General features: G+C 64.0%; 20 protein-coding genes. 2 read left to right on the forward strand and 18 right to left on the reverse strand.

The window, feature by feature from the left end; all coding sequences use genetic code 11:
• Positions 1-97: 97 nt before the first annotated feature.
• From bamB to ndk, 7 genes are all read right to left on the reverse strand, one after another.
• Complete coding sequence (gene bamB / locus BRPE64_RS07580; RefSeq protein ID WP_016345493.1) at positions 98-1,243, reverse strand: outer membrane protein assembly factor BamB; 1,146 nt, start codon at positions 1,241-1,243, stop codon at positions 98-100.
• Between the two features lie 132 nt (positions 1,244-1,375).
• Positions 1,376-2,005, reverse strand: coding sequence for a tetratricopeptide repeat protein (locus BRPE64_RS07585; RefSeq protein WP_016345494.1), 630 nt, complete (start codon positions 2,003-2,005; stop codon positions 1,376-1,378).
• 100 nt (positions 2,006-2,105) lie between these two features.
• Positions 2,106-3,455 carry a histidine--tRNA ligase gene (hisS, locus tag BRPE64_RS07590; RefSeq protein ID WP_016345495.1) on the reverse strand — a complete coding sequence of 450 codons (1,350 nt, stop codon included), beginning with the start codon at positions 3,453-3,455 and terminating at the stop codon, positions 2,106-2,108.
• A 6-nt stretch (positions 3,456-3,461) separates the two neighbouring features.
• A complete protein-coding gene (gene ispG / locus BRPE64_RS07595; protein WP_016345496.1) occupies positions 3,462-4,778 on the reverse strand; it encodes a flavodoxin-dependent (E)-4-hydroxy-3-methylbut-2-enyl-diphosphate synthase in 1,317 nt (438 codons plus the stop codon).
• 134 nt (positions 4,779-4,912) lie between these two features.
• Positions 4,913-6,061 (reverse strand): RodZ domain-containing protein, encoded by a 1,149-nt coding sequence (locus tag BRPE64_RS07600; protein ID WP_016345497.1) that lies wholly within the window; start codon positions 6,059-6,061, stop codon positions 4,913-4,915.
• Between the two features lie 181 nt (positions 6,062-6,242).
• Positions 6,243-7,385, reverse strand: a complete 1,143-nt coding sequence (rlmN, locus tag BRPE64_RS07605; protein ID WP_044042062.1) for a 23S rRNA (adenine(2503)-C(2))-methyltransferase RlmN — start codon at positions 7,383-7,385, stop codon at positions 6,243-6,245.
• 154 nt (positions 7,386-7,539) lie between these two features.
• Complete coding sequence (gene ndk, locus BRPE64_RS07610) at positions 7,540-7,965, reverse strand: nucleoside-diphosphate kinase (RefSeq protein ID WP_016345499.1); 426 nt, start codon at positions 7,963-7,965, stop codon at positions 7,540-7,542.
• Positions 7,966-8,316: 351 nt separating this feature from the next.
• On the opposite strand from ndk, the gene BRPE64_RS07615 reads away from it, so the two are divergent.
• Positions 8,317-9,015, forward strand: a complete 699-nt coding sequence (locus BRPE64_RS07615) for a Bax inhibitor-1/YccA family protein (protein WP_044041364.1) — start codon at positions 8,317-8,319, stop codon at positions 9,013-9,015.
• 79 nt (positions 9,016-9,094) lie between these two features.
• Here the strand turns inward: BRPE64_RS07615 and rlmD are convergent, their stop codons facing one another.
• The 6 genes from rlmD to surE form a co-directional block, all read right to left on the reverse strand.
• On the reverse strand, positions 9,095-10,510 hold the full coding sequence (rlmD, locus tag BRPE64_RS07620; RefSeq protein ID WP_016345501.1) for a 23S rRNA (uracil(1939)-C(5))-methyltransferase RlmD: 1,416 nt from the start codon (positions 10,508-10,510) through the stop codon (positions 9,095-9,097).
• A gap of 68 nt (positions 10,511-10,578) precedes the next feature.
• Positions 10,579-11,355 carry a 3'-5' exonuclease gene (locus BRPE64_RS07625; RefSeq protein ID WP_016345502.1) on the reverse strand — a complete coding sequence of 259 codons (777 nt, stop codon included), beginning with the start codon at positions 11,353-11,355 and terminating at the stop codon, positions 10,579-10,581.
• A gap of 60 nt (positions 11,356-11,415) precedes the next feature.
• The gene (gene rpoS, locus BRPE64_RS07630; RefSeq protein ID WP_016345503.1) at positions 11,416-12,504 is read right to left on the reverse strand and encodes an RNA polymerase sigma factor RpoS; all 1,089 of its coding nucleotides are present in this window, start codon (positions 12,502-12,504) and stop codon (positions 11,416-11,418) included.
• 12 nt (positions 12,505-12,516) lie between these two features.
• On the reverse strand, positions 12,517-13,461 hold the full coding sequence (locus BRPE64_RS07635) for a peptidoglycan DD-metalloendopeptidase family protein (protein ID WP_044041366.1): 945 nt from the start codon (positions 13,459-13,461) through the stop codon (positions 12,517-12,519).
• 5 nt (positions 13,462-13,466) lie between these two features.
• Positions 13,467-14,615, reverse strand: a complete 1,149-nt coding sequence (locus BRPE64_RS07640; RefSeq protein WP_044042063.1) for a protein-L-isoaspartate(D-aspartate) O-methyltransferase — start codon at positions 14,613-14,615, stop codon at positions 13,467-13,469.
• Positions 14,612-15,370, reverse strand: coding sequence for a 5'/3'-nucleotidase SurE (gene surE, locus BRPE64_RS07645; protein ID WP_016345506.1), 759 nt, complete (start codon positions 15,368-15,370; stop codon positions 14,612-14,614). Before surE ends, BRPE64_RS07640 begins: the two co-directional genes overlap by 4 nt.
• A gap of 114 nt (positions 15,371-15,484) precedes the next feature.
• Between surE and BRPE64_RS07650 the strand changes: the two genes are divergently transcribed.
• Positions 15,485-16,459, forward strand: a complete 975-nt coding sequence (locus tag BRPE64_RS07650) for an NADPH:quinone oxidoreductase family protein (RefSeq protein ID WP_044041368.1) — start codon at positions 15,485-15,487, stop codon at positions 16,457-16,459.
• Positions 16,460-16,565: 106 nt separating this feature from the next.
• On the opposite strand, the gene BRPE64_RS07655 is transcribed toward BRPE64_RS07650, so the two are convergent.
• The 5 genes from BRPE64_RS07655 to BRPE64_RS07675 all read right to left on the reverse strand — a co-directional run bounded on the left by BRPE64_RS07655 (position 16,566) and on the right by BRPE64_RS07675 (position 21,820).
• On the reverse strand, positions 16,566-17,501 hold the full coding sequence (locus BRPE64_RS07655; RefSeq protein ID WP_044041370.1) for a glycosyltransferase family 9 protein: 936 nt from the start codon (positions 17,499-17,501) through the stop codon (positions 16,566-16,568).
• A 287-nt stretch (positions 17,502-17,788) separates the two neighbouring features.
• Entirely contained in the window at positions 17,789-18,613 is an 825-nt protein-coding gene (locus BRPE64_RS07660) for an ABC transporter permease (RefSeq protein ID WP_016345509.1), read from the reverse strand.
• Positions 18,614-18,625: 12 nt separating this feature from the next.
• Positions 18,626-19,450: an ABC transporter ATP-binding protein gene (locus BRPE64_RS07665; protein WP_044041371.1), complete on the reverse strand. Its 825-nt coding sequence runs from the start codon at positions 19,448-19,450 to the stop codon at positions 18,626-18,628.
• Positions 19,451-19,468: 18 nt separating this feature from the next.
• Positions 19,469-20,506: an ABC transporter substrate-binding protein gene (locus BRPE64_RS07670; RefSeq protein ID WP_016345511.1), complete on the reverse strand. Its 1,038-nt coding sequence runs from the start codon at positions 20,504-20,506 to the stop codon at positions 19,469-19,471.
• 108 nt (positions 20,507-20,614) lie between these two features.
• Positions 20,615-21,820 (reverse strand): CaiB/BaiF CoA transferase family protein, encoded by a 1,206-nt coding sequence (locus BRPE64_RS07675; protein WP_016345512.1) that lies wholly within the window; start codon positions 21,818-21,820, stop codon positions 20,615-20,617.
• Between the last annotated feature and the right edge of the window lie 17 nt (positions 21,821-21,837).

The raw sequence follows: 21,837 nt of genomic DNA on the forward strand, positions 1-21,837 counted from the left end.
AGCCTGCCGCGTCGTCGGATCGACGGCGCGCGTGGTGCTCAGCGGGTGTTTCGCGACCGCGAGCGTCGTAAAAGGTCGCTCGCGTTCGTTGTCAGCTTCAGTTGCTCGGACGGAAACCGTAGATGTCGCCGTCATGCGTCTGCACGACGAGCGTATCGCCCGCCAGTACCGGCGCCGCGGTGATCGCGCTGCCGTCGGTCGGCGTGCGCCCGATCATCTGGCCGTTCTCCGTGTTGAGGAAATGCACGAAGCCCTTGTAGTCGCCCACCACGACCGCGCGGCCGAGAATAAACGGCACGCTGACGCTGCGGTTCTTCAGGACGTCCGACTTCCAGAGCGGCGAGCCGTCCGACGCGCGGAACGCGTTGATGACCGACCAGTCGTCGCCCGCCGCGACCAGTTGCTCGCTCTGCGCGAGGCCGCTGTCGCTCGAAAAGCTCTTGTCCCAGATGGACTGTCCCGAGTTGGCATCGAAGCAGCCGATGCGGCCCTGGAACGTCACCGCGCAGGTCTGCGCGCCGACGAGGCCCGGCGCGCCGGTCACGTCGTTGATGCGCTCGACTTCGGTCACGCCCTTCGGATACGACACCGGCGCCTGCCAGTAGGCGTCGCCCGTCTGCAGGTTGACCGCCGCGAACGCGCCGCCGGGGAAGCCCGCGAGCACGGCCTGATTGCCCGCGAAGGTCATGCCAGCCGAGGTGCGCAGATTCAAAGGCACCGCGCGCAACTGGAACACCCACTTCTGCTCGCCGGTCTGCGAGTTGAACGCGATGACCTTGCCGTCGATCGTGCGCACGATCACGAGATCGTTGCCGACGAGCGGCGGTGACACGATTTCGCCCGGCGCCGCGGCCGTCCACAGCAGTTTGCCGTCGGGGCCGAGCACGTCGACCTGGCCTTTCAGGCCGCCCACGGCCGTCAGATTGCCGTCGCTGCCGACACCCGCCGAGAGATCGTCCTTGAGCTTCACGCGCCAGACGTCCTGGCCGGTTTTCGCGTCGATCTTCGCGACCGAGCCGTTCGCGCCCGCGGCAAAGACGTAGTCGCCCACCGCCACCGGCGAAAACAGATAGCGGCCGGCCTTGCCGACGCTCGCCTTCCATGCCTGGTTGACGTTCAGCACCGGCTTGAAGTCCACGAGCGGCACGGGCTCGCGGCGATCATCCTTGGTCGACGAGCAAGCGGCCAACAAGACCGTCATCGCGCAGGCAAGCGGCACGGCGTAGCGTTTCAAAAGAGTCATCGGTGGACGCAATATGAATGATTGAATTCGGTTGTTCGGTTCGCGCGCCGCGTCGCTTCAATCGACGTTCAGGCGCGACGTTTCGGCGCGTGGTTCGATCGAGCGATGGCTGAGTCCACGAGTCGAAACGGATTAGCCGCCCAGCGCATCAAGCTTGAACTGGACGAGCTGACGCGCAGACGTGTCGTTTGCAGGCAGCGTGTCGAGTGCCAGCTTGTAGGACGCGCGCGCATCGTCGCGCTTGCCCTGCGCGGCGAGCAGGTCGCCACGGCGATCCGCGATGACACCCTTGAACGCGTCGAGCGGCGCATCCGCGAGAAGTTTCAGACCCGCGTCGTAGTTCTTCTCGTCGAGCAGCACGAGCGCCAGCCGCAGCTTGGCGATCTGCTTGTACTCGTCGTCCTTGGCGTGATCGATCGTCCATTGCAGCTGCGCCTTGGCGCCCGCCGCATTGCCCGCCGCGTAGAAGGACTTGGCCGCCGCGAGCGCGCCCATCTGGGCGTAAGCCGTGCCGCCGAACTTGTCTTCCATGTCGGCGGCCACGCGCGAGACCAGCGCCTGATCGTTGCCGTTCACCGCCTGCTGAAGGTGGTCGTACAGCACCGACGCTTCCGCGGCCTGCCGACGTTGCCAGAAGTTCCAGCCGTTGTAGCCGGCCGCGACGACAAGCGCCACCAGCACGATCCACGTCGTGGCGTTACCCCATTTGGCCCACCAGGCCTTTACGCTTTCAATCGATTCTTGTTCGTCGTGATAGCTCATCGTCCAGCTGATCCTTCCTGCGTTTCATTACCTCAGCGAGCGCCGCGCGCGATGCCGGATCGACGACCCGGCCGATGCGCACGGTCGAAGTGCCTAAAACTTAGGCAGCGTCGTCATCGGCGGTTGCAACCATCGCATTGATTAGGTATTCGGTCAAGTCTTCCGCCGGAACGTTGACTTGCTCGTTCTTTTGCGCGTCGGACGTTTCGCTGCCCGAACGGCGCAGCGGCTTGACGCCGATCATGCCCTGCGCGAGTTCGTCCTCGCCGAGCACCACGGCGAAAGCCGCGCCGCTCGCATCGGCCTTCTTCATCTGCGACTTGAAGCTCGACGGCGCGCCGTCCGGGCTGCAATGCAAAATGACGTCGAGACCCGTGTCGCGGAGCCGTTCGGCCACGATGAAAGCCTGCTCCGCCGCAGCCTCGCCCTGATGGACGACGTACACGTCCGTGCCTTCGGCCTCGGGCACGAGCTGCTCTTCCTTCAGCAGTTCGAGGATGCGCTCGACGCCCATCGCCCAGCCGCACGCGGCCGTCGGCTTGCCGCCGAGCTGCTCGATGAGCGGATCGTAGCGCCCGCCGCCCGCGACCGTGCCTTGCGCGCCGAGCTTGTCGGTCACCCATTCGAACACGGTCAGATTGTAATAATCGAGGCCGCGCACGAGACGCGGATTGATCTTGAACGGGATGTTGTTCGCCTTGAGCAGACGCTGCACGCCTTCGAAATGCTTGAGCGAAGCTTCGCCCAGAAAGTCGACCAGCTTCGGCGCGTTCTGCGCGATTTCCTGCATCGCCGGATTCTTCGTGTCGAGCACGCGCAGCGGGTTCGTATAGAGACGGCGCTTCGCTTCCTCGTCGAGCGCGTCGGCGTGCTGCTCCAGATACGCGATCAGTTCCTTGCGGTGCGCCGCGCGCTCCTCCGCCTGACCGAGCGAATTCAGTTCGAGGCGGATGCCGGTGAGCCCGAGATCGTCCCAAAGGCGCTGGCACATCATGATGATTTCCGCGTCGGTGTCCGGACCCGCGAAACCGAGCGCCTCGACGCCCACCTGATGAAACTGGCGATAACGCCCGCGCTGCGGACGCTCGTGACGGAACATCGGGCCGACGTACCACAAGCGCTTCGGGCCGTCGTACAGCAGGTTGTGCTCGATCGTCGCGCGCACGACGGCCGCGGTGTTTTCGGGGCGCATCGTCAGATGCTCGCCGTTGAGCGCATCGGTGAAGCTGTACATCTCTTTTTCGACGATATCCGTCACTTCACCGATACCGCGCGTGAACAACTGCGTGTGCTCGACAATCGGCGTGCGGATGTTCTGATAGCCGTATGCGCGCAGCATCGACTTGACGGTGGTTTCGAAGAACTCCCACAACGCGGCATCCTGCGGGAGGATGTCGTTCATGCCCTTCACGCCGCTCAGTTTTTCGAGCCGTTTCTTCTGTTCAGTCATCTGTGTTCAGAGTGTTGCGGTGGAGGTCTCTGCGTGCTTCCCGTAGGAGCGCTCGACGTAGTCGCTGACGATTTGCTGGAATTCCTCGGCGATGCGCTCGCCGCGCAGCGTCTTCACCTTGACGCCGTCGATGAACACGGGCGCCGCCGGATTCTCGCCCGAGCCCGGCAAACTGATGCCGATGTTCGCGTGCTTCGATTCGCCCGGCCCGTTGACGATGCAGCCCATGACCGCGACGTGCATTTTTTCGACGCCGGGATACTGGTCGCGCCACACGGGCATCGAGTTGCGCAGATACGACTGGATCTGCGACGCGAGTTCCTGGAACAGCGTGCTCGTCGTGCGGCCGCAGCCGGGGCACGCGATAACCATCGGCGTGAAGGAACGCAGGCCCATCGTCTGGAGGATTTCCTGGCCGACGACCACTTCGCCCGTACGCGCGCCGCCCGGCTCGGGCGTGAGCGAGATGCGGATGGTGTCGCCGATACCTTCCTGCAGCAACAGCGAAAGCGCCGCCGTGGACGCCACGATACCCTTCGAGCCCATGCCCGCTTCGGTCAGACCGAGATGCAGCGCGAAGCTGCAGCGTTTCGCGAGTTCGCGATACACGGCGACCAGATCCTGCACGCCGCTCACCTTGCACGACAGAATGATCTTGTCGCGGCCGAGGCCCAGTTCCACGGCGCGTTCCGCCGAGCCGATCGCCGACTGAATCAGCGCCTCGTACATCACGCTTTGCAGTTCCCACGGCGCCGGGCGCGCGGCGTTTTCGTCCATCATGCGCGCGAGCAGATCCTGGTCGAGACTGCCCCAGTTCACGCCGATACGCACCGGCTTGTCGTACTTGATGGCGGCTTCGATCATCTGCGCGAACTGCGTGTCGCGCTTCGCACCCTGCCCCACGTTGCCCGGGTTGATGCGGTATTTCGACAGCGCTTCGGCGCAGGCCGGATGGTCGCGCAGCAGCAAGTGGCCGTTGTAATGGAAGTCGCCGACGAGCGGCACGGTCACGCCCATGCGGTCGAGCTGATCGCGGATGTGCGGCACTTCGGCCGCCGCTTCCGGCGTGTTCACCGTGATGCGCACGAGTTCCGACCCGGCTTGCGCCAGTTCCTTGATCTGGATGGCGGTGCCGATGGCGTCGGCGGTGTCGGTATTGGTCATCGACTGCACGCGCACGGGCGCGTCGCCGCCGATCGTCACGAGCTGGCCGCCCCAGCGCACGTCGACCGCATGCGACGCGCGACGTGGCAACGGACCGCCGAAGACCGGCTCGGTCGAACAAATCTTGCTGCTAATCAGGGATTGAGCTTCGGATTGCATCGAAAAACCCTTTGGCAACCTGGGGGCCGTCAAGCGGCGAGTTGCGTGGTTAAAACCTCAAACGGGCGTCACGGCATTCACCGTGACGCCCCTGAATCGGTGGCCGCGCTCGAAATCGAATCGTTCACGCGCCTTTACGGCAGCGAGAGACGCGCGACGTTGCCCTTTGCGGATGAATAGCGCTTGGCATCGACCGGTTCGTCGTCGACGGACAGCGATTCGACGCCCTTCACGTTACCGACGGTCACCTTGAACGGCGCCTCGCCTTGCACGCGCTGCGTGCTGCCGGCGTGAACGAGACCGGAGAACAACTCCTTGCCGTCCTTGCCGCGCACGCTGAACCAGCTATCTTCCTTCACTTTCAGTTCGACCGCGCCCGAACCGCTGCCCGCCACGACGGGCGCCGATGCCGCCGCAGTCACGGACGCAGCCTTCGCAGCCGAAGCAGATGCCGCCTTCGCAGCCGAGGCCGACGCTGCCTTCGAAGCCGAAGCCGAAGCTGCCTTCGCGGCGGATGCCGGTACCGCGGCGCCCGGTGCGGCCTGAACCGCGGAGAGCGTCGGCGACGATGCCGGCATCGGCTGCTCGCCGGGCGCTGAGGCCACTTCGGGCAGCGATGCCTCGCCGGTGTTCGCCGCGGCCGCTTCGTCGGGGGTCGCCACAGACGAAGCCGCGACCGTTTCGTTCGCTTCCGGCGTGGACGTGGCGCCCACGCCCGTGCTCGCCTTCAGACGCGCAAGCCAGTTGCTCGAATCGCCGCCGGTGTGCCACATCACGAGCGCCGCCAGCACGACGATGATCGCGAGGACGCCCCACATCCACGAGCGCCGGCGGCCCGACGAATTGCCGAGCGGCACCGACACGCGCCCACGCGGCATACCCGCGCCCGCCGACGCCGGCACTTTCAGATTGTGCGCGACATCGTCGCCTTCACGCCGGAATGCCTGCGTGAACGGCGTGGGATCCGCGCCTAGAATTTTCGCGTAGCTGCGCACGATGCCCGCCGCAAACGTGCGATCGGGCAAGTGGCTAATATCGCCCGATTCGAGCGCCAGCAGCTTTGCCGGAGACACCTTGAGGCGCGCGGATACGTCGTCGATCGACCATGCCTTCGCCTGCCGGAGTTGCGCGAGACGCGCACCGACAGCCTGAATCGAGTCCAGCTTCCCCGGCTGACTCGCATTCGATGCCGCCCCTTCCGCACCGGGCTGTCCGTCATGCTGACTGCCGGACGCGTTACCGGTGTGACTGCCGAAAGGCGTCGGGTGTTGCGGCTCACTCATGCCAAATTCCTCGCATCGATTCTTTTAAATAGCGCTGCCATACCGTTCGGTACGAAAAACACCTGCACGATACAACTCCGGCGCCATTGCAGACCGCTTTATAACAAAATGTTCGGCTTCGGTACCACTTCAGCGGCGCGGCGTCGCTTTTTGTCGCAACTTTCGACCGCTATCCGTTCCATCAAACTGCCCGCACCTCGATCACCTTGGCGCCCGCCCGGTTCATGCGCTCCGCGAGCCGCGTGCGATCCTGCACGGTGCCCGCGAGCTGGCCGCACGCGGCGTCGATGTCGTCGCCGCGCGTCTTGCGCACCGTGGTCACCACGCCCGCGTCGATCAGAACCTGCGCGAACCGCTTGATCTGCTCGTTCTTCGACCGCGTCAAGCCCGATTCCGGGAACGGATTGAACGGGATCAGGTTGAACTTGCACGGCACGTCGCGCGTCACCGCGAGCAGTTCGCGGGCGTGCGCTTCCGTGTCGTTCACGCCGTCGAGCATGCAATATTCGAAGGTGATGAAATCGCGCGGCGCGACCTTCAGATAGCGCTGACAGGCGGCCATCAGTTCGCGCAGCGGGTACTTCTTGTTCAGCGGCACCAGCATGTCGCGCAGCGGATCGTTCGGCGCGTGCAGCGACACGGCGAGCGCCACCGGCAGATCCGCCGCGAGCCGGTCCATCATCGGCACGACGCCGGACGTGGACAGCGTCACGCGCCGGCGCGACAGGCCGTAGGCGTTGTCGTCGAGCATCAGGCGCATGGCCGGCACGACAGCGTCGTAGTTGAGCATCGGTTCGCCCATGCCCATCATCACGACATTCGTGACGACGCGCTCGCCTTTGCCCGGGCCGCCGACTTCACGCCCGAGCGAGCGGCGCAGCGCGAATTCCGCCATGCGCAGCTGGCCGATGATCTCGGCCGTGGTCAGGTTGCGTGAAAAGCCTTGCTTGCCGGTCGAGCAGAACCGGCAGTTGACCGCGCACCCCGCCTGCGACGACACGCACAGCGTGCCGCGCGACTCTTCCGGGATGAACACGGTTTCGACCGCGTTGCCATTGCCGACGTCGATCAGCCACTTGCGGGTGCCGTCGGAGGAAACGTGGTCGCTGATAATGTCGGGCATCGCCATATTGGCGCGGCCCTTGAGTTTTTCGCGCAGCGATTTCGCGAGATCCGTCATGCCGTCGAAATCTTCGGCACCGAACTGGTGGATCCAGCGCTGCAATTGCTTGGCGCGAAACGGCTTCTCGCCCAGGCTGCCGCAATATGCGACGAGCCCGGCGGCGTCGAGATCAAGAAGGTTGACGGTGCTGCTGCTCGTCATGTCGAGGTCTGCCATTTCAGATTGCGAAGCCCGGATAAATTTCGTTTAAAACCCGTTCCGGGACCGTTCGCGCCAATTCCTGCTTTTCAGGCTTGTTCTGCGTCGAGGCGCGATGCCGCGGAAGCACATGCCACCGCGGCGACGAACGCGGCGATTAACGCGAGTAGACGTTCACTTCCGGGAAGAAGAACGCAATTTCCTGACGTGCCGTTTCGGCAGCGTCCGAACCGTGCACGGCGTTCGCGTCGATGCTGTCGGCGAAATCTGCGCGGATCGTGCCCTTGTCAGCCTTCTTCGGATCGGTCGCGCCCATCAGGTCGCGGTTCGTGATGATGGCGTTTTCGCCTTCGAGCACCTGGATCATGACCGGGCCCGACACCATGAATTCCACCAGGTCCTTGAAGAACGGACGTGCGGCGTGCACGGCGTAAAACTTTTCCGCGTCAGCGCGCGACAGATGAACCATGCGCGACGCAATAATCTTGAGACCTGCGTTCTCGAAACGGCTGTAGATCTGGCCGATAACGTTCTTTGCCACTGCGTCCGGCTTGATAATCGACAGAGTGCGCTCGATCGCCATGAAAAACTCCAAAAAATGAACGGTTTACGGATTAAAACGAATCGACAATTGTAGCACGAAGCAAGGTATGATTGCGATTGAAACCTTACGGTGCCGTAAGAATCAAACCCTGTGAGGACTTGAACACAAGGTCGCCTGAATCAAACTTTCGGGCTATTGAATTCGGCGCGTTTCGGGGCCATATTGGAGCAAACCGCTGCATTGCAACCGGGCGCGTGCGGGGCCGGTTGCAACCGGCTGTTGCAACGACACGGATCCTAATACTGGCTTAAGTCCGCGCACCTTATCATTCGTGTATGACGGATGTCGCGGGAAGACCGAACGACAGACAAATTGGAGCAAGGAGAAACCATGAACGAATCACCCTACGGCTTTGGCCGCAACGGCAGCATCACCTCGGTCGAGGTACGCAACCGCGTGCTGCGCAACACGTACTGGCTGCTGGCGCTCTCAATGGTGCCGACTGTGCTCGGCGCGTGGGTCGGCGTCGCCACGGGCTTCTCGCTGTTCGCCGCCTCCAGTCCGGCGATGAGCTTCATCGCGTTTCTCGCGATCGCGTTCGGTTTCATGTTCGCCATCGAGAAAACGAAGAACAGCGGCGTCGGCGTGGCCGTGCTGCTCGGCTTCACGTTCTTTATGGGCCTGATGCTCTCGCGTCTGCTGAGCTTCATTCTCGGCTTCTCGAACGGGCCGCAGCTCATCATGATGGCGTTCGGCGGCACCGGCGTGATTTTCGCCGCGATGGCGACCATCGCGACGGTCAGCAAGCGTGACTTCTCGGGCCTCGGCAAATGGCTGTTCATGGGCGTGCTGGTGATTCTGCTCGCTGCGTTCGCGAACATCTTCCTGCAACTGCCGGCGCTGATGCTGACGATCTCCGTGCTCGCCATCGTGATCTTCTCGGCGTACATGCTGTTCGACGTGCAGCGCGTGGTGAACGGCGGCGAGACGAACTACATCAGCGCGACGCTCGCGATCTATCTCGACCTGTATAACGTGTTCACGAATCTGCTGGCGCTGCTCGGCATTTTCGGCGGCAACCGCAACTGATCGAGTTTCGATCGGCGGTGAATAAAAAAACCGGCCTTCGGGCCGGTTTTTTTGCGCCTGTCGCAATCAGAGCGATGCGTCAGTCGCGCTCGAACAAGGCGATCGATTCGACGTGCGACGTATGCGGGAACATGTTGACCACGCCCGCGCCCTTCATGCGGTAGCCCGCTTCGTGCACGAGTAGTCCGGCGTCGCGTGCAAGCGTTGCCGGATTGCACGACACGTAAACGATGCGCTTGGGCAGCGGCCCGTCGCCGCTCTGGGCGATATCCGCGAGCGCCTTGCAAACCGCGAGCGCCCCTTCGCGCGGCGGATCGATCAGGAACTTGTCGAAATGACCAAGCGCGCGCAGGTCGTCGGCGGTGACTTCGAACAGGTTGCGGCACGCAAACGACGTGTGGCCATCGACGCCATTCGCTTTCGCGTTCTCCAGCGCCCGAGTAGTCAACGCCTCGCTGCCCTCGATGCCGACCACTTCCCGCGACACCCGCGCGAGCGGCAGGGTGAAATTGCCGATTCCGCAGAAAAGGTCGAGCACGCGGTCGTTCGCGTCGGGCGCAAGCAGGGAAATCGCACGCGCGACCAGCACGCGATTGATCTGGTGGTTCACCTGCGTGAAATCGGTCGGCTTGAACGGCATGCGGATCGCGAATTCCGGCAGCGTGTAAGCCAGCTCGACATCGAGCGGATAGAACGGATAAACCGTATCCGGCCCTTTCGGCTGGAGCCAGAACTGCACGCCGTATTCGTCGGCGAAGGCGCGGATCAGCGCTTCGTCGGCCTCGGTCAGCGGTTCGAGAATGCGCAGCACGAGCGCCGTCACCTCGGTGCCGACGGCAAGTTCGATTTGCGGCATGCGGTCGCGGATCGACAGCCCCGCCACCAGATGACGCAGCGGCACGAGCATCGCCGAAACGTGCGGCGGCAGCACTTCGCAACTCGTCATGTCGGCGACATAGCTGCTCTTGCGCTCGTGAAAGCCGACCAGCACGCCGCCCTTCTTTTCGACATACCGCACGGTCAAACGCGCGCGATAGCGATATCCCCACGACGGCCCGTGAATCGGCCGGAACATAGTCTCCGCGCGCAGTTTCGACAGATGCTGCAAGTTGTCTTCGAGCACGCGCTGCTTCACGGCGATTTGCGCGCGCACGTCGAGATGCTGCATCGAACAGCCGCCGCACGTGCCGAAAAACGCGCACTTCGGCTTCGTGCGGATCACGCTTTCGCGCAGCACGTCGACCACTTGCGCCTGCTCGAAACTCGGCTTCTTGCGATAGCTCGAATAGCTCACCCGTTCGCCCGGCAACGCCCCTTCGACGAAGATGACCTTGCCCGGCTGGCCGTCCTCGGTGACCGTGCGGCCGACGCCGCGCGCTTCCATGTCGAGCGATTCGATTTCGAGTTCGGGCGCGACGAAGTTCGGGTCGGGCGTGACGGTCTTGGCCGGCGCGGCGCGGCGGCGATGCGAGTTTTTTCGAGCGGCTTCAGACACCTGCGTACATCCTGACTAACGAAATGGCAAAGGCGAGATTGTAGACGAACGTCACCGCCGCGCCGCTTCTATCGTTCGAACGCGGCCAGATACTCGGCCCAGTGCGGCGACGCTTCTTGCGCCAGCGCCTCTTTCACGAACGTGATTTCGTCGGCGTACTCGTTCGGCGTGAAGCGGCCGCGCATCATCTGAAAACGGCAGTACATCAGATACGTATTGACGACATCGGTCTCGCAATAGTTGCGGATTTCCTCGATATGGCCGTCGCAATACGCGTCCCACACCTTGCCGCCGTCCATGCCGAGCTTGCCGGGAAAGCCGCACAGTTTCGCGAGCGCATCGAGCGGTGCATTGGCGCGCGCCTGATACATCGCGAGCACGTCCATCAGGTCGATGTGCCGCATGTGATAGCGGCTGATGTAGTTGTTGAATCTGAACTCGCGATCGTCCTGGCCGAGATCCCAGTAACGCGGCGCAGCAACGCCATGCACCAGCGCACGATAATGGAGCACGGGCAGATCGAAGCCGCCGCCGTTCCACGACACGAGCTGCGGCGTGTATTTCTCGATCACGCGATAAAACGACTGGATAAGCGACGCCTCGCCGTCTTCCAGCGTGCCGAGCGAGCGCACGCGAAAGCCGTTGTTGTCGCGGAACACGCAGGAGATCGCGGCGACGCGTTGCAGATGATGCGGCAGGAAGTCGTTGCCGACGCGCTCGCGGCGCGCCGCGAACGCATGTTCGGCGACTTCGCGGTCGGAGAGATCGTCAGGGAGGTCTTCGAGACGGCGAATGCCGTCGACATCGGGGATCGTCTCGATGTCAAAAACGAGAATCGGTGTCATTGAATTCTGGAACGCGGAGCCCTCGCGGGCGCCGCTTCATGCACGGGAAGCGCGGAAAGATTAAAGCACGGCGTCCTTGCGAACACCGTTGGAGGCGAAAAAGCGCTTGAGCCGCACGAGCGCCTCTTGCTGGATCTGGCGCACGCGTTCGCGCGTCAGGCCCATTTCGTCGGCGAGTTCTTCGAGCGTTGCAGGCTCGATATGGTTCAGCCCGAAACGCCGTTCGATGACATGCCGATGTTTGTCCGACAGACGCGAGAGCCACAAACGCGTGAGCGATTCGAGCTCGCGATGCTGCACTTCGGCGTCGGGCGACTGGCTCTGGTCGTCCGACAAGAGGTCGAGCAGGCTGCTGCCCGGATCGAGATCGAGCGGCGCATCGAGCGACGCGGTGTGTTCGTTGAGCGCGAGGATGTCGGTGACTTCCTCGGGCGTCTTGCCCGTGAGATAGGCGATGTCGTCGATGCTCGCGTCGCGGCGCTCGGGCGCAATGGCGTCGTTCGAATTGGCGGAATTTTTTTCCAGATGACGCTTCGCGCGCAGCACCTGATTGAGCTCGCGGATCACGTGCACGGGCAGGCGCACCGTGCGCGCCTGATTCATGATCGCGCGTTCGATACTCTGGCGGATCCACCACGTGGCATAGGTCGAAAAACGGAAGCCGCGCGTCGGGTCGAATTTTTCGATGGCGTGCATGAGGCCGAGATTGCCTTCCTCGATCAGATCGAGCAACGGCACGCCGCGATTCAGATAACCCTTCGCAATGCTCACGACGAGCCGCAGATTACGCTCGATCATGACCTGCCGCGCCTCGAATTCGCCCGCCTTGGCGAGCCGCGAATAGCGCTGCTCTTCCTCGACGGTGAGCAGCGGCTTCACGCTGATGCGGTTCAGGTAATGCTGGATGGTGTCGGCCGTGAGTTCGGCCTGCAGGAGCGAGCGAAAGTCGTCGGCGTCGGGCGCGGAATCGTTTGCCCTTTCGGCCGTTTCCTCGCCGCTCTTGCCGCCCTCTTCCTCGGAATCGACATCGACGTCGACATTGTCGATTTCGTCTTCACGAGTCGAAGCGCCGTCCTCCACCGACACTTGCAAAGGTCGGCTGATCGTCTCAGTCTCGGCTTGCGGCAGGCGGCGCTTCGTTTTCGGCATGATGGTTCCGCTTTATTGCGGCGGCAAATACTTCAGTGGGTCAACAGGTTTTCCCTGCCGGCGAACTTCGAAATGCAACATCACGCGGTCCGAATCGCTGTTGCCCATCTCAGCGATCTTCTGCCCTTTAGTCACCGCGTCTCCCTCTTTTACCATCAAAGCGCGGTTATGTGCATACGCCGTGAGAAAAGTTGCGTCGTGCTTGATGATAATGAGATTGCCGTAGCCGCGCAGCCCATTTCCGGAGTACACGACCCGCCCATCCGCCGACGCATTGACCGCATCTCCCGCCGCACCGCCGATGTTCAAACCCTTGTTCTTAGCGTCGTCGAACGTGCCGAGGATCGGCCCGCGCGCCGGCCAGATGAAGGCCGGCTGGGCGGCGGCCGCACTTGCGCTTGTGTCCGCGCCCGGCGTCATCGCGGCGGCTGCGCCCGGCGCCGCGCCCGGCGTCGCCGCCATGCCCGAATTCGGACCGTAGTACGGCGGCTGCGACGTCGCGCCCGGCTGCGGGCTCGCGTAAGGAGTCGCGCCGTTGAGCGGCTGCGCCTGCACGCCGCCGCCCACGATCGGTGCGGTAGAAACGCCCGGTGTTGCTGCGGCGACGTTCGCGCCCGGAGGCGCCACGCGCATCAACTGGCCGACTTCGATCTGGTTCGGGTTGGTCAGGTTGTTCCACGCTGCAATGTCGTGATAATTCTGACCGTTTTCCAGTGCGATCCGATATAGGGTGTCGCCCGGTTTAACACGGTAATAGCCAGGCGGCGGCGGACCGTTGTCCGGCGTCTGCGCCGCCGTCGTGCCGATGGGCGCGCCCGTTCTGTCGACGACCGGCGCCATGTCCATGCGCGTCGAACACGCCGCCAGCGCGGATAACGCAAGCACGCACACGCCGCGCTGCGCCGCGCTCAGGCGTAGGTCCGCACTTCTTTCTCGCAAAGCACGCAAGATACTCATCGGTGTCAAATCACTCCGGATTTTAAGGGTACAAAGAAAACGCGATCGAGCTGCTCTTCCCGCCATTGTGCGGCCGAGACGCGCGTGACGAGCGTCAGGACCTGCGACTGCGCCTCCTGCGATCCGACCGGCGCGACGAGCTTGCCGCCCACCGCCAACTGGTCGAGCAACGCCTGCGGCACGTCGAGCCCCGCGCAGGCGATCACGATCGCATCGAAGGGTGCCGCCGCGGCCAGGCCGAGGCGGCCGTCGCCGTAATGCAGCCTGATGTTCGGCACGCGCAGCGGCCGCAAATTGAGCTTCGCGCGCTCCGACAGCGGGCGTACGCGCTCGATCGAATAAACCTCTCCTGCGACTTGCGACAGCACCGCTGCCTGATAGCCGCAGCCGGTGCCGATTTCCAGCACCTTGTTCAACGTGCGCCCCACCGCCACCAGTTCGATCATGCGCGCCACGACGGACGGCTTCGAGATGGTCTGGTGATGGCCGATCGGCAGCGCGGCGTCTTCGTAAGCCTGCGCGGCGAGTCCCGGGTCGACGAACATGTGGCGCGGCACCGCGCACATCGCATTGAGCACGCGCGGATCGCTCACGCCGTTCGCGCGCAGGCGTTCGACCATGCGTTCGCGCACCCGTTCCGAGGTGAGCGTCTGCATGCTCGCCAGCGCGACATTGGGCGCACCTTTTTTCGTTGCGGTCGATGCCGCGTTCAGATCGCGCTCGGCTGCGCGCGGCGCGGTGCGCAATGCGCCCGCTATGCCCGCTGCACTCGCGCCACTCGCGCGCGGTGCATGAGGGGTACGCGCCATGTTCTTGCCTGCGCCAGCCGCGCCCGGAACCGGTTTCGCCGCTGCGGCCGGGTTCGTGTTGTTCGTTGCGCTCGTCGAAGGCTTCGCTTTGGAGCGCGCGGGAAACACGGAGGTGGCAGGCTTCGCGGATGCGGCGGCGGTCGCGGGATTTTTCATCGTCGCGTTCGCCGTGCGCGAAGGATTCGCTTTTGCAGCATTTGCAGCTTTCGCCGTGTTCGTCACTTGTCCCGCATTCACCGGCGCTGCCTTGCCGCGCGCATCCTGCCCGCGATGCGCAGGCTTGCGCGGCTCGCGAACCAGATCCGCGAGCGCAAGCGGAAAGCGCTTGGCGCGCTCGTCGCTCATGAGCGGCGGCTCCCGGCGCGCGCCCACTCGCGCGTTTCGGCCATGAGCCGGGTGTGAGTCAGATCGAGTTGCAGCGGCGTGATCGACACGAAGCCGTTCGCCACCGCGTGGAAATCGGTGCCTTCGCTCGCGTCGAGCGCGTCGCCGGAGGGACCGATCCAGTAAATCGGATTGCCGCGCGGATCGGTCTGGCGGATGACCGGCTGCGACGGATGGCGCTTGCCGAGCCGCGTCACCTTCCATTCGCCGAGCTGGTTGTAAGGCAGGCTCGGGATATTCACATTGAGCAGCGGATGGCCGGGCATCGGATGGTCGAGGAAATGCGCGACGATCTCGGCGGCCACGCGCGCCGCGTCTTCCAGATGCAGCCAGTCGCGGCCGACGAGCGAAAACGCGATCGCCGGAATGCCGAACATGAAGCCTTCGGTCGCGGCGGCGACGGTGCCGGAGTACAGCGTGTCTTCGCCGACGTTCTGCCCGTTGTTGATACCCGACACGACGAGATCCGGCTGCTGTTCGAGCATGCCGGTGAGCGCGATGTGCACGGAATCGGTCGGCGTACCGTTCACGAAATTGAAACCGTTCGACGCCTGATGAATGGTCAGGGGCCGCGACAGCGTAAGCGAGTTGGACGAGCCGCTGCAGTTCTGCTCCGGCGCCATCACCGTGACTTCGCCGAGCGGCTGCAAGGCGTCATGCAGCACATTGAGGCCGCGCGCCAGATAACCGTCGTCGTTGCTGAGTAGGATTCGCATCCGACGATTGTAACCGAGGAAACAGGGCGCGACGACGACTCGGAGGCTCGCGCCCGACAGCGTCCCTGCCCTACACTGACGGCAATTTCCCTCTTGAAAAAAACCGGAGACGACATGCGCGCCGTCAGATGCAACGAACACGGATTGCCGCACACGCTTGCCATCGAAACACTGCCCGATCTTCATCCGGAGGCGGGCGAACTCATCATCGATGTGAAAGCGGCGAGCGTCAATTTCCCCGACGTGCTGATCATCCAGAATAAATATCAGTTCAAGCCGCCGCTGCCGTTCACGCCGGGCGCCGAGTTCGCGGGCATCGTGCGCGAAGTGGGCGCGGGCGTCGCGGGCTTTGCGCCGGGGATGCGCGTGGCGGCCTACACGGCGCACGGCGCGTTCGCGCAGCAGGCGCGCGCGAAGGCGGCCGATTGCATCGCGCTGCCCGACGACGTCGATCTCGCCGAGGCCGCCGCGTTCACGCTCGCTTACGGCACGTCGTACCACGCACTCGTCGATCGCGGCGCGTTGCAGGCGGGCGACACGCTGCTCGTACTGGGCGCGGCGGGCGGCGTCGGGCTTGCGGCGATTCAGATCGCCAAGCTCGTCGGCGCACGCGTGATCGCGGCGGCGTCGAGCGCGGAGAAGCTCGCGTTTTGCCGCGAGCACGGCGCGGACGACGTCATCGATTACGCCCGCGAAGATCTGCGCGAGCGCGTCAAGGCGCTGACCGGAGGCGACGGCCCGGATGTCATCTTCGATCCCGTCGGCGGCGCGTATGCGGAACCGGCGTTTCGCAGCATCGGATGGCGCGGGCGGTATCTCGTCGTCGGCTTCGCCAACGGCGAAATTCCCAAGCTGCCGCTCAATCTCGCGCTGTTGAAAGGCGCGAGCATCGTCGGCGTGTTCTGGGGCGGTCACATGCAGCGCGAGCACGCACTCGCCGATCAGGAATTTGCAACGATGGTCGAATGGATCAAGGCAGGCAAGCTGCAGCCCGTCGTCACGAAACGTTACGCGCTCGAGGAGACGCCGCAAGCGCTCGACGACATGATGAATCGTCGTGTGACAGGCAAGATCGTGATCGAGATGTGAAGCGGAGCGCGGGCGGCGTTGGCTGGCGCGCCGCGCTGCGGGCGGGTGTATGCGCGCTTCGCCCAGCCACAGACCCGCTGTGCGCCGGCGATCCGTGCATCGGGACTTATCTGGCGCGCGCCGGATCCACGTCGCGCAGCGCGGACGGTCTGAAGTGATGCACCGCGCGCGCATTCGCCTCTTGCAGCGACTTGAAAGCCGCCATGACGCGACGCACGGTGAGAAGCCGCTGCCACAAGCGCTCCTTGAGCGCCGCGAACGGCACCACGGACGGCGCCAGCACGATCGCGCCGGGCCCCCAGCCGGGCCGCCAGGATCGCGCGAGCCCGCGCCGCATGAAGAGCGTGAGCGTGGGCACGCCGATCGATGAAGCGAGATGACCGAGCCCCGAATCGTTGCCGATGAACCAGCCCGATTCGGCGATCCACGTCGCGACGTCGTGCAGACGCGGCAGCGCGTTGACCTCGTGCCCGTCCCGCGCGATGTCGTCCCAGCCGGCGAATTCGGCGGGCGCCACGAGAAAGCTCGGCCGAAGCTCACAGTGCGTGAGCGCGCGGGACAGCGCCAAGAACTTGTCGCGTCGCCACATCTTTTCCGGATGACTGCCCGTCGGATGGATGACCACGCGATGAGCCATGCGCCCGCGCACGATGCCGGCCGGCACTACCAGCCCATTGGAGCGCGATACGTCGGGAAGATGCAGCACATTGACCGCGATATCAACGATGCGGTCCACCATGTGTTTCGTGCCCATGTATTCCGGCAACTGCTCGAGACAGAGCGTGCGGCCGGAGCGGCTCAGCGACGCGGCGTAGTCAGTAGGCCGCAGTTCGATCACCGTGTCGAAGGCTTCGTGATACGCGTCCGGCCGGCCGATGCTCACGCCCGGAAGCCAGTCCGCGAGTTCCTCGGCGACCCAGCCGAACACGACCGGGCGATAACCGTTACGAAGCAGATTGTTGACGAGCACGAGCCCGATCAGGCTGTCGCCGATCGGTGGTGGCAATGCCACCGCAACCGCACTGTCAGTTTGCAATCTCATCGAGGATTTTGCGCAATTGCGCGTATGAGCGCCGTGCCGGCGACGCGTTCGCGCGTCGCGCCGTGAGGCAGCCCGTGTCGTGCATCGGAACACGAAAGATCGGCGCATTCTACAGCCACATGCTGGGATTTGCGCCGCTCCCCCGCCGACTCCGTGGGCGGATCACGATATCCGATTTGCGCCAGCCGAACTAACATCTTTTGTCACGTCCGGCGCGGCGAGGCGCGCGCTCGGTCGCACGCACACACGAAGCAGCGCCCGACATGAGAACACGCTTGCGTGACAGCCTAAAGTTTTTCCGTTTCCCCGCTCTTCGGCTGCCACTTCATCAGCCGTCGCTCGACGAGCGCGACAAGGCCATCGAGCACGAGCGCGAACGCCGTGAGCACGAGAATACCGGCGAAGACCGTGTTGATATCGAACGTGCCTTCGGCCTGCAAAATCAGATAGCCGACACCGCGCGCCGAGCCGAGATATTCGCCGACCACCGAGCCGACGAACGCGAGCCCCACCGACGTATGCAGACTCGAAAACACCCAGCTCGTCGCGCTCGGCAGATAGACATACCGAAGCAATTGCTTACGGTTCGCGCCGAGCATGCGCGCATTGGCAAGCACGACCGGGCTCACCTCCTTCACGCCCTGATAGACATTGAAGAACACGATGAAAAACACGAGCGTGACGCCCAGCGCGACCTTCGACCAGATGCCCAAGCCGAACCACACCGCGAAGATGGGTGCGAGAATCACGCGCGGCATCGAGTTGGCGGCCTTGATATAGGGATCGAGAAGCGCGCTCGTCATCGGCGCCAGCGCAAGCCACAGACCGACGCCCAACCCCGCCACAGTGCCGATAACGAACGCCAGCACCGTTTCGATCAGCGTCACCCACAGGTGGATGTAGATTTCGCCGGTCGTGAACCACTCCCAGATGCGCACGAGCACCTTCTGCGGCTCGCCGAAGAAGAACGCGGCCTTGTTGGCGTCGTCGAAATAGAAAGGCGGCAGGAGCGTCGGGCTCGTCAGCGCGTACCACAACACGAAGCACGCGAGCAGCAACAGCCATTGCCACACGATGAGATTCGCTCGATTCGGGCGCAGCTTGTTCCACATGGTCGTTATGTCTTATTCGGCGGAGGCGGGCTTCAGTTGCTGTTGATAGCCCTTCAGCACTTCTTCGCGCAGCACGCCCCAGATCTGCGCATGCAGTTCGACGAAGCGCGGGTGCGAACGGATTTCGGCGACATCGCGCGGACGCGGCAGGTCGATGGTGAATTCGCCGATCGGATGCGTGCCCGGCCCTGCCGCCAGCACGACGACGCGGTCGGACATCGAGATCGCTTCGTCCAGATCGTGCGTGATGAACAGCACGGCCTTGCGCTTCGCGGCCCAGAGTTCGAGCAGCTCGTTTTCCATCAGCTGGCGCGTCTGAATGTCGAGCGCGGAGAACGGCTCGTCCATCAGGATGATGTCGGGATCGAGGATCAACGTCTGCGCCATCGCGACGCGCTTGCGCATGCCGCCCGACAGTTGATGCGGATAACGGTCGCCGAAGCCGCCGAGACCCACGCGCTTCAACCACTCTTCGCCGCGCGCGTCGGCTTCCTGCTTCGGCACGCCGCGAAACGCGAGACCGGCCGTCACGTTGTCGATGGCGGAGCGCCACGGCATCAGGGCGTCGGCCTGGAACATGTAGCCCGCGCGCCGGTTGATGCCCTTCAGGCGCTCGCCGAAGATTTCGACCGTGCCCGACGACGGTTCGAGCAGCCCCGCCGATACGTTCAGCAAGGTGGACTTGCCGCAGCCGGTCGGCCCGACGACCGAGACGAATTCGCCCGGCGCGATCGCGAGACTCGTGTCGCGCACGGCGGTGTAGCGGTCGCTGCGGCTTTCGCGCGAGGCGAACGTGCAGGTGACGTTGTCCAGCGCGAGCGCAGGTGTCGATGGCATGCCTGGCGTGCTCATCGATCAGCCCTTGACGGTCGCAAGCGCCTTCTTCACGAAGTCGTTGGTCCAGGTCTTCGACAGATCGATCGGCTTGCCCTTCACGGTTTCGTCGAAGGCCTGCAGCGTCTTGAGCGAAGTCGCGGGGCCGTCGGCGGGCATGAGGCCGTCCGGCGACAGCGCTTCCTTCACGTGCTGCCACGAATCGAGATAGAGCGCGCGGTCGCCGAGCAGATAGCTTTCCGGCACCGTCGCGATCAAATCTTTGCCCGATGCGCTCTGCAGCCACTTCAGCGCGCGCACCATCGCGTTGGTGAGCGCCTGCGTCGTGTTCGGATTCTTCGTGATGAAGCTCTGCGACGCATACAGGCACCCGGCCGGCATGTTGCCGCCGAACACCTTCACGGTGTCCGCGAGCGTGCGCGTGTCCGACACGATGCGAATATCGCCCGCGCGGTCGAGCTTGGTCATCACGGGATCGAGGTTGGCGATCGCGTCGATCTGCCCGGATTGCAGCGCGGCGATCGCGCCCGCACCCGCCCCTACGCCGATGAACGAGACATCGGTTGCCTTCAGTCCGGCCTGCGCGAGCACGAAGCTCGCCATGATCGCGGTCGACGAACCCGGTGCCGTCACGCCGATCTTCTTGCCCTTCAGGTCCGCGACCGACTTATAGTTCGGCATCGCCTTCTTCGACACGGCAAGCACGATCTGCGGCGCGCGGCCTTGCAGCACGAACTCGCGGAAGTATTGATTCTTCGCCTGCAGCAGCAGCGTGTGCTCGAACGCGCCGGACACGACATCCGCGCTACCGCCGACCGCTGCCTGCAAGGCCTTGGCGCCGCCCGCAAAATCGGCGATCTCGATCTCGAGCCCTTCGTCCTTGAAGTAATTGCGGCGCTCGGCAATCGTGAGCGGCAGATAGTAGAAGAGATTCTTGCCGCCGACCGCGATCGAAACCTTGGTCTGTTCCGGCTTGTTCTGTGCGAACGCGAGCGGCATGGCCGACCACGCACTGCCCGCGAGCACGGCGCCGCTCGCGATGAACGTTCTGCGTTTCATCGTTGTCTGTCTCCTGGATTTATCGTTCTGTGCGCTGTTCCGGCGCGGGTCTGAATTGTTCCGCTTCGTTCCGCTTCGTTCCGCTTCGTTCCGCTTCGTTCCGCTCGTTCAGATCACCTTCGCCGCCCGCAGCTGCGCAATATCGTCGGCATGATACCCGAGCGTTTGAAGTACTTCATCCGTGTGTTCACCGAGTTGCGGTCCGAGCCAGCGCGTTTCGCCGGGCGTTTCCGACAACTTCGGCGTGACGTTCGGCAGCGTGATTTCCCGTCCGTCCTGCCACGGAAAACGTTGCAGCATCTGGCGCGCGATGTACTGCGGATCGGTGAACATGTCGGCGACGCTGTAGATGCGCCCGGCCGGCACGTCGACGGCGTTGAGCACGGCGAGCGCTTCGTCGATGCTGCGCGTCGAAAGCCACGCGGCGATGGCGTCGTCGATTTCCTGCGTGCGCGGCACGCGCCCGTCGTTCGAGGCGAGCGCGGGATCGTCCGCGAGGTCCGCGCGTTCGATGGCGTGCATGAGGCGCTTGAAGATCGGATCGCTGTTGCCGCCGATCACGATGCTGCCGTCGCGGCACGGATACGTATTCGACGGCACGATGCCCGGCAGCGACGCGCCCGTGCGTTCGCGCACGAGACCGTACACGCCGTATTCGGGCACGACGCTTTCCATCATGTTGAAGACGGCTTCGTACAGCGCGACATCGACCACCTGCCCCTTGCCGCCGTTGACTTGCCGATGATGCAGCGCCATCAGCGCGCCGATCACGCCGTGCAGCGCGGCGATCGAATCGCCGATCGAGATGCCGATGCGCGGCGGCGGCAAATCCGGGTAGCCCGTGATGTGGCGCAGCCCGCCCATCGATTCGGCGATCGCGCCGAAGCCCGGCCGGTCGCGATACGGACCGGTCTGCCCGTAGCCCGAGAGTCGCACCATCACGAGACCGGGATTGTCGGCGGACAGCACTTCATAGCCGAGCCCGAGCTTCTCGAGCAAACCGGGCCGGAAGTTCTCGACGACGATATCGGCCTCACCCGCGAGCCGGCGGATGATTTCCTTGCCCTCTTCGGCTTTGAGATTGACCGTCACCGACTTTTTATTGCGCGCCTGCGCCGCCCACCACAGCGACGTGCCGCCGACCTCGGGATAGAGCTTGCGCCACTTGCGCAGCGGATCGCCGCCGTTCGGATCTTCGATCTTGATGACCTCGGCGCCGAACTCGCCCATGAAACGCGCGGCGAACGGCCCGGCGATGAGCGTGCCCAGCTCCAGCACCTTCACGCCGGCGAGCGGTCCGGTCGTTGTGCTCATGTGTTCGTCTCCGTTAT

The organism is Caballeronia insecticola, assembly GCF_000402035.1.
In the GTDB taxonomy this organism is placed as follows: Bacteria; Pseudomonadota; Gammaproteobacteria; order Burkholderiales; family Burkholderiaceae; genus Caballeronia; species Caballeronia insecticola.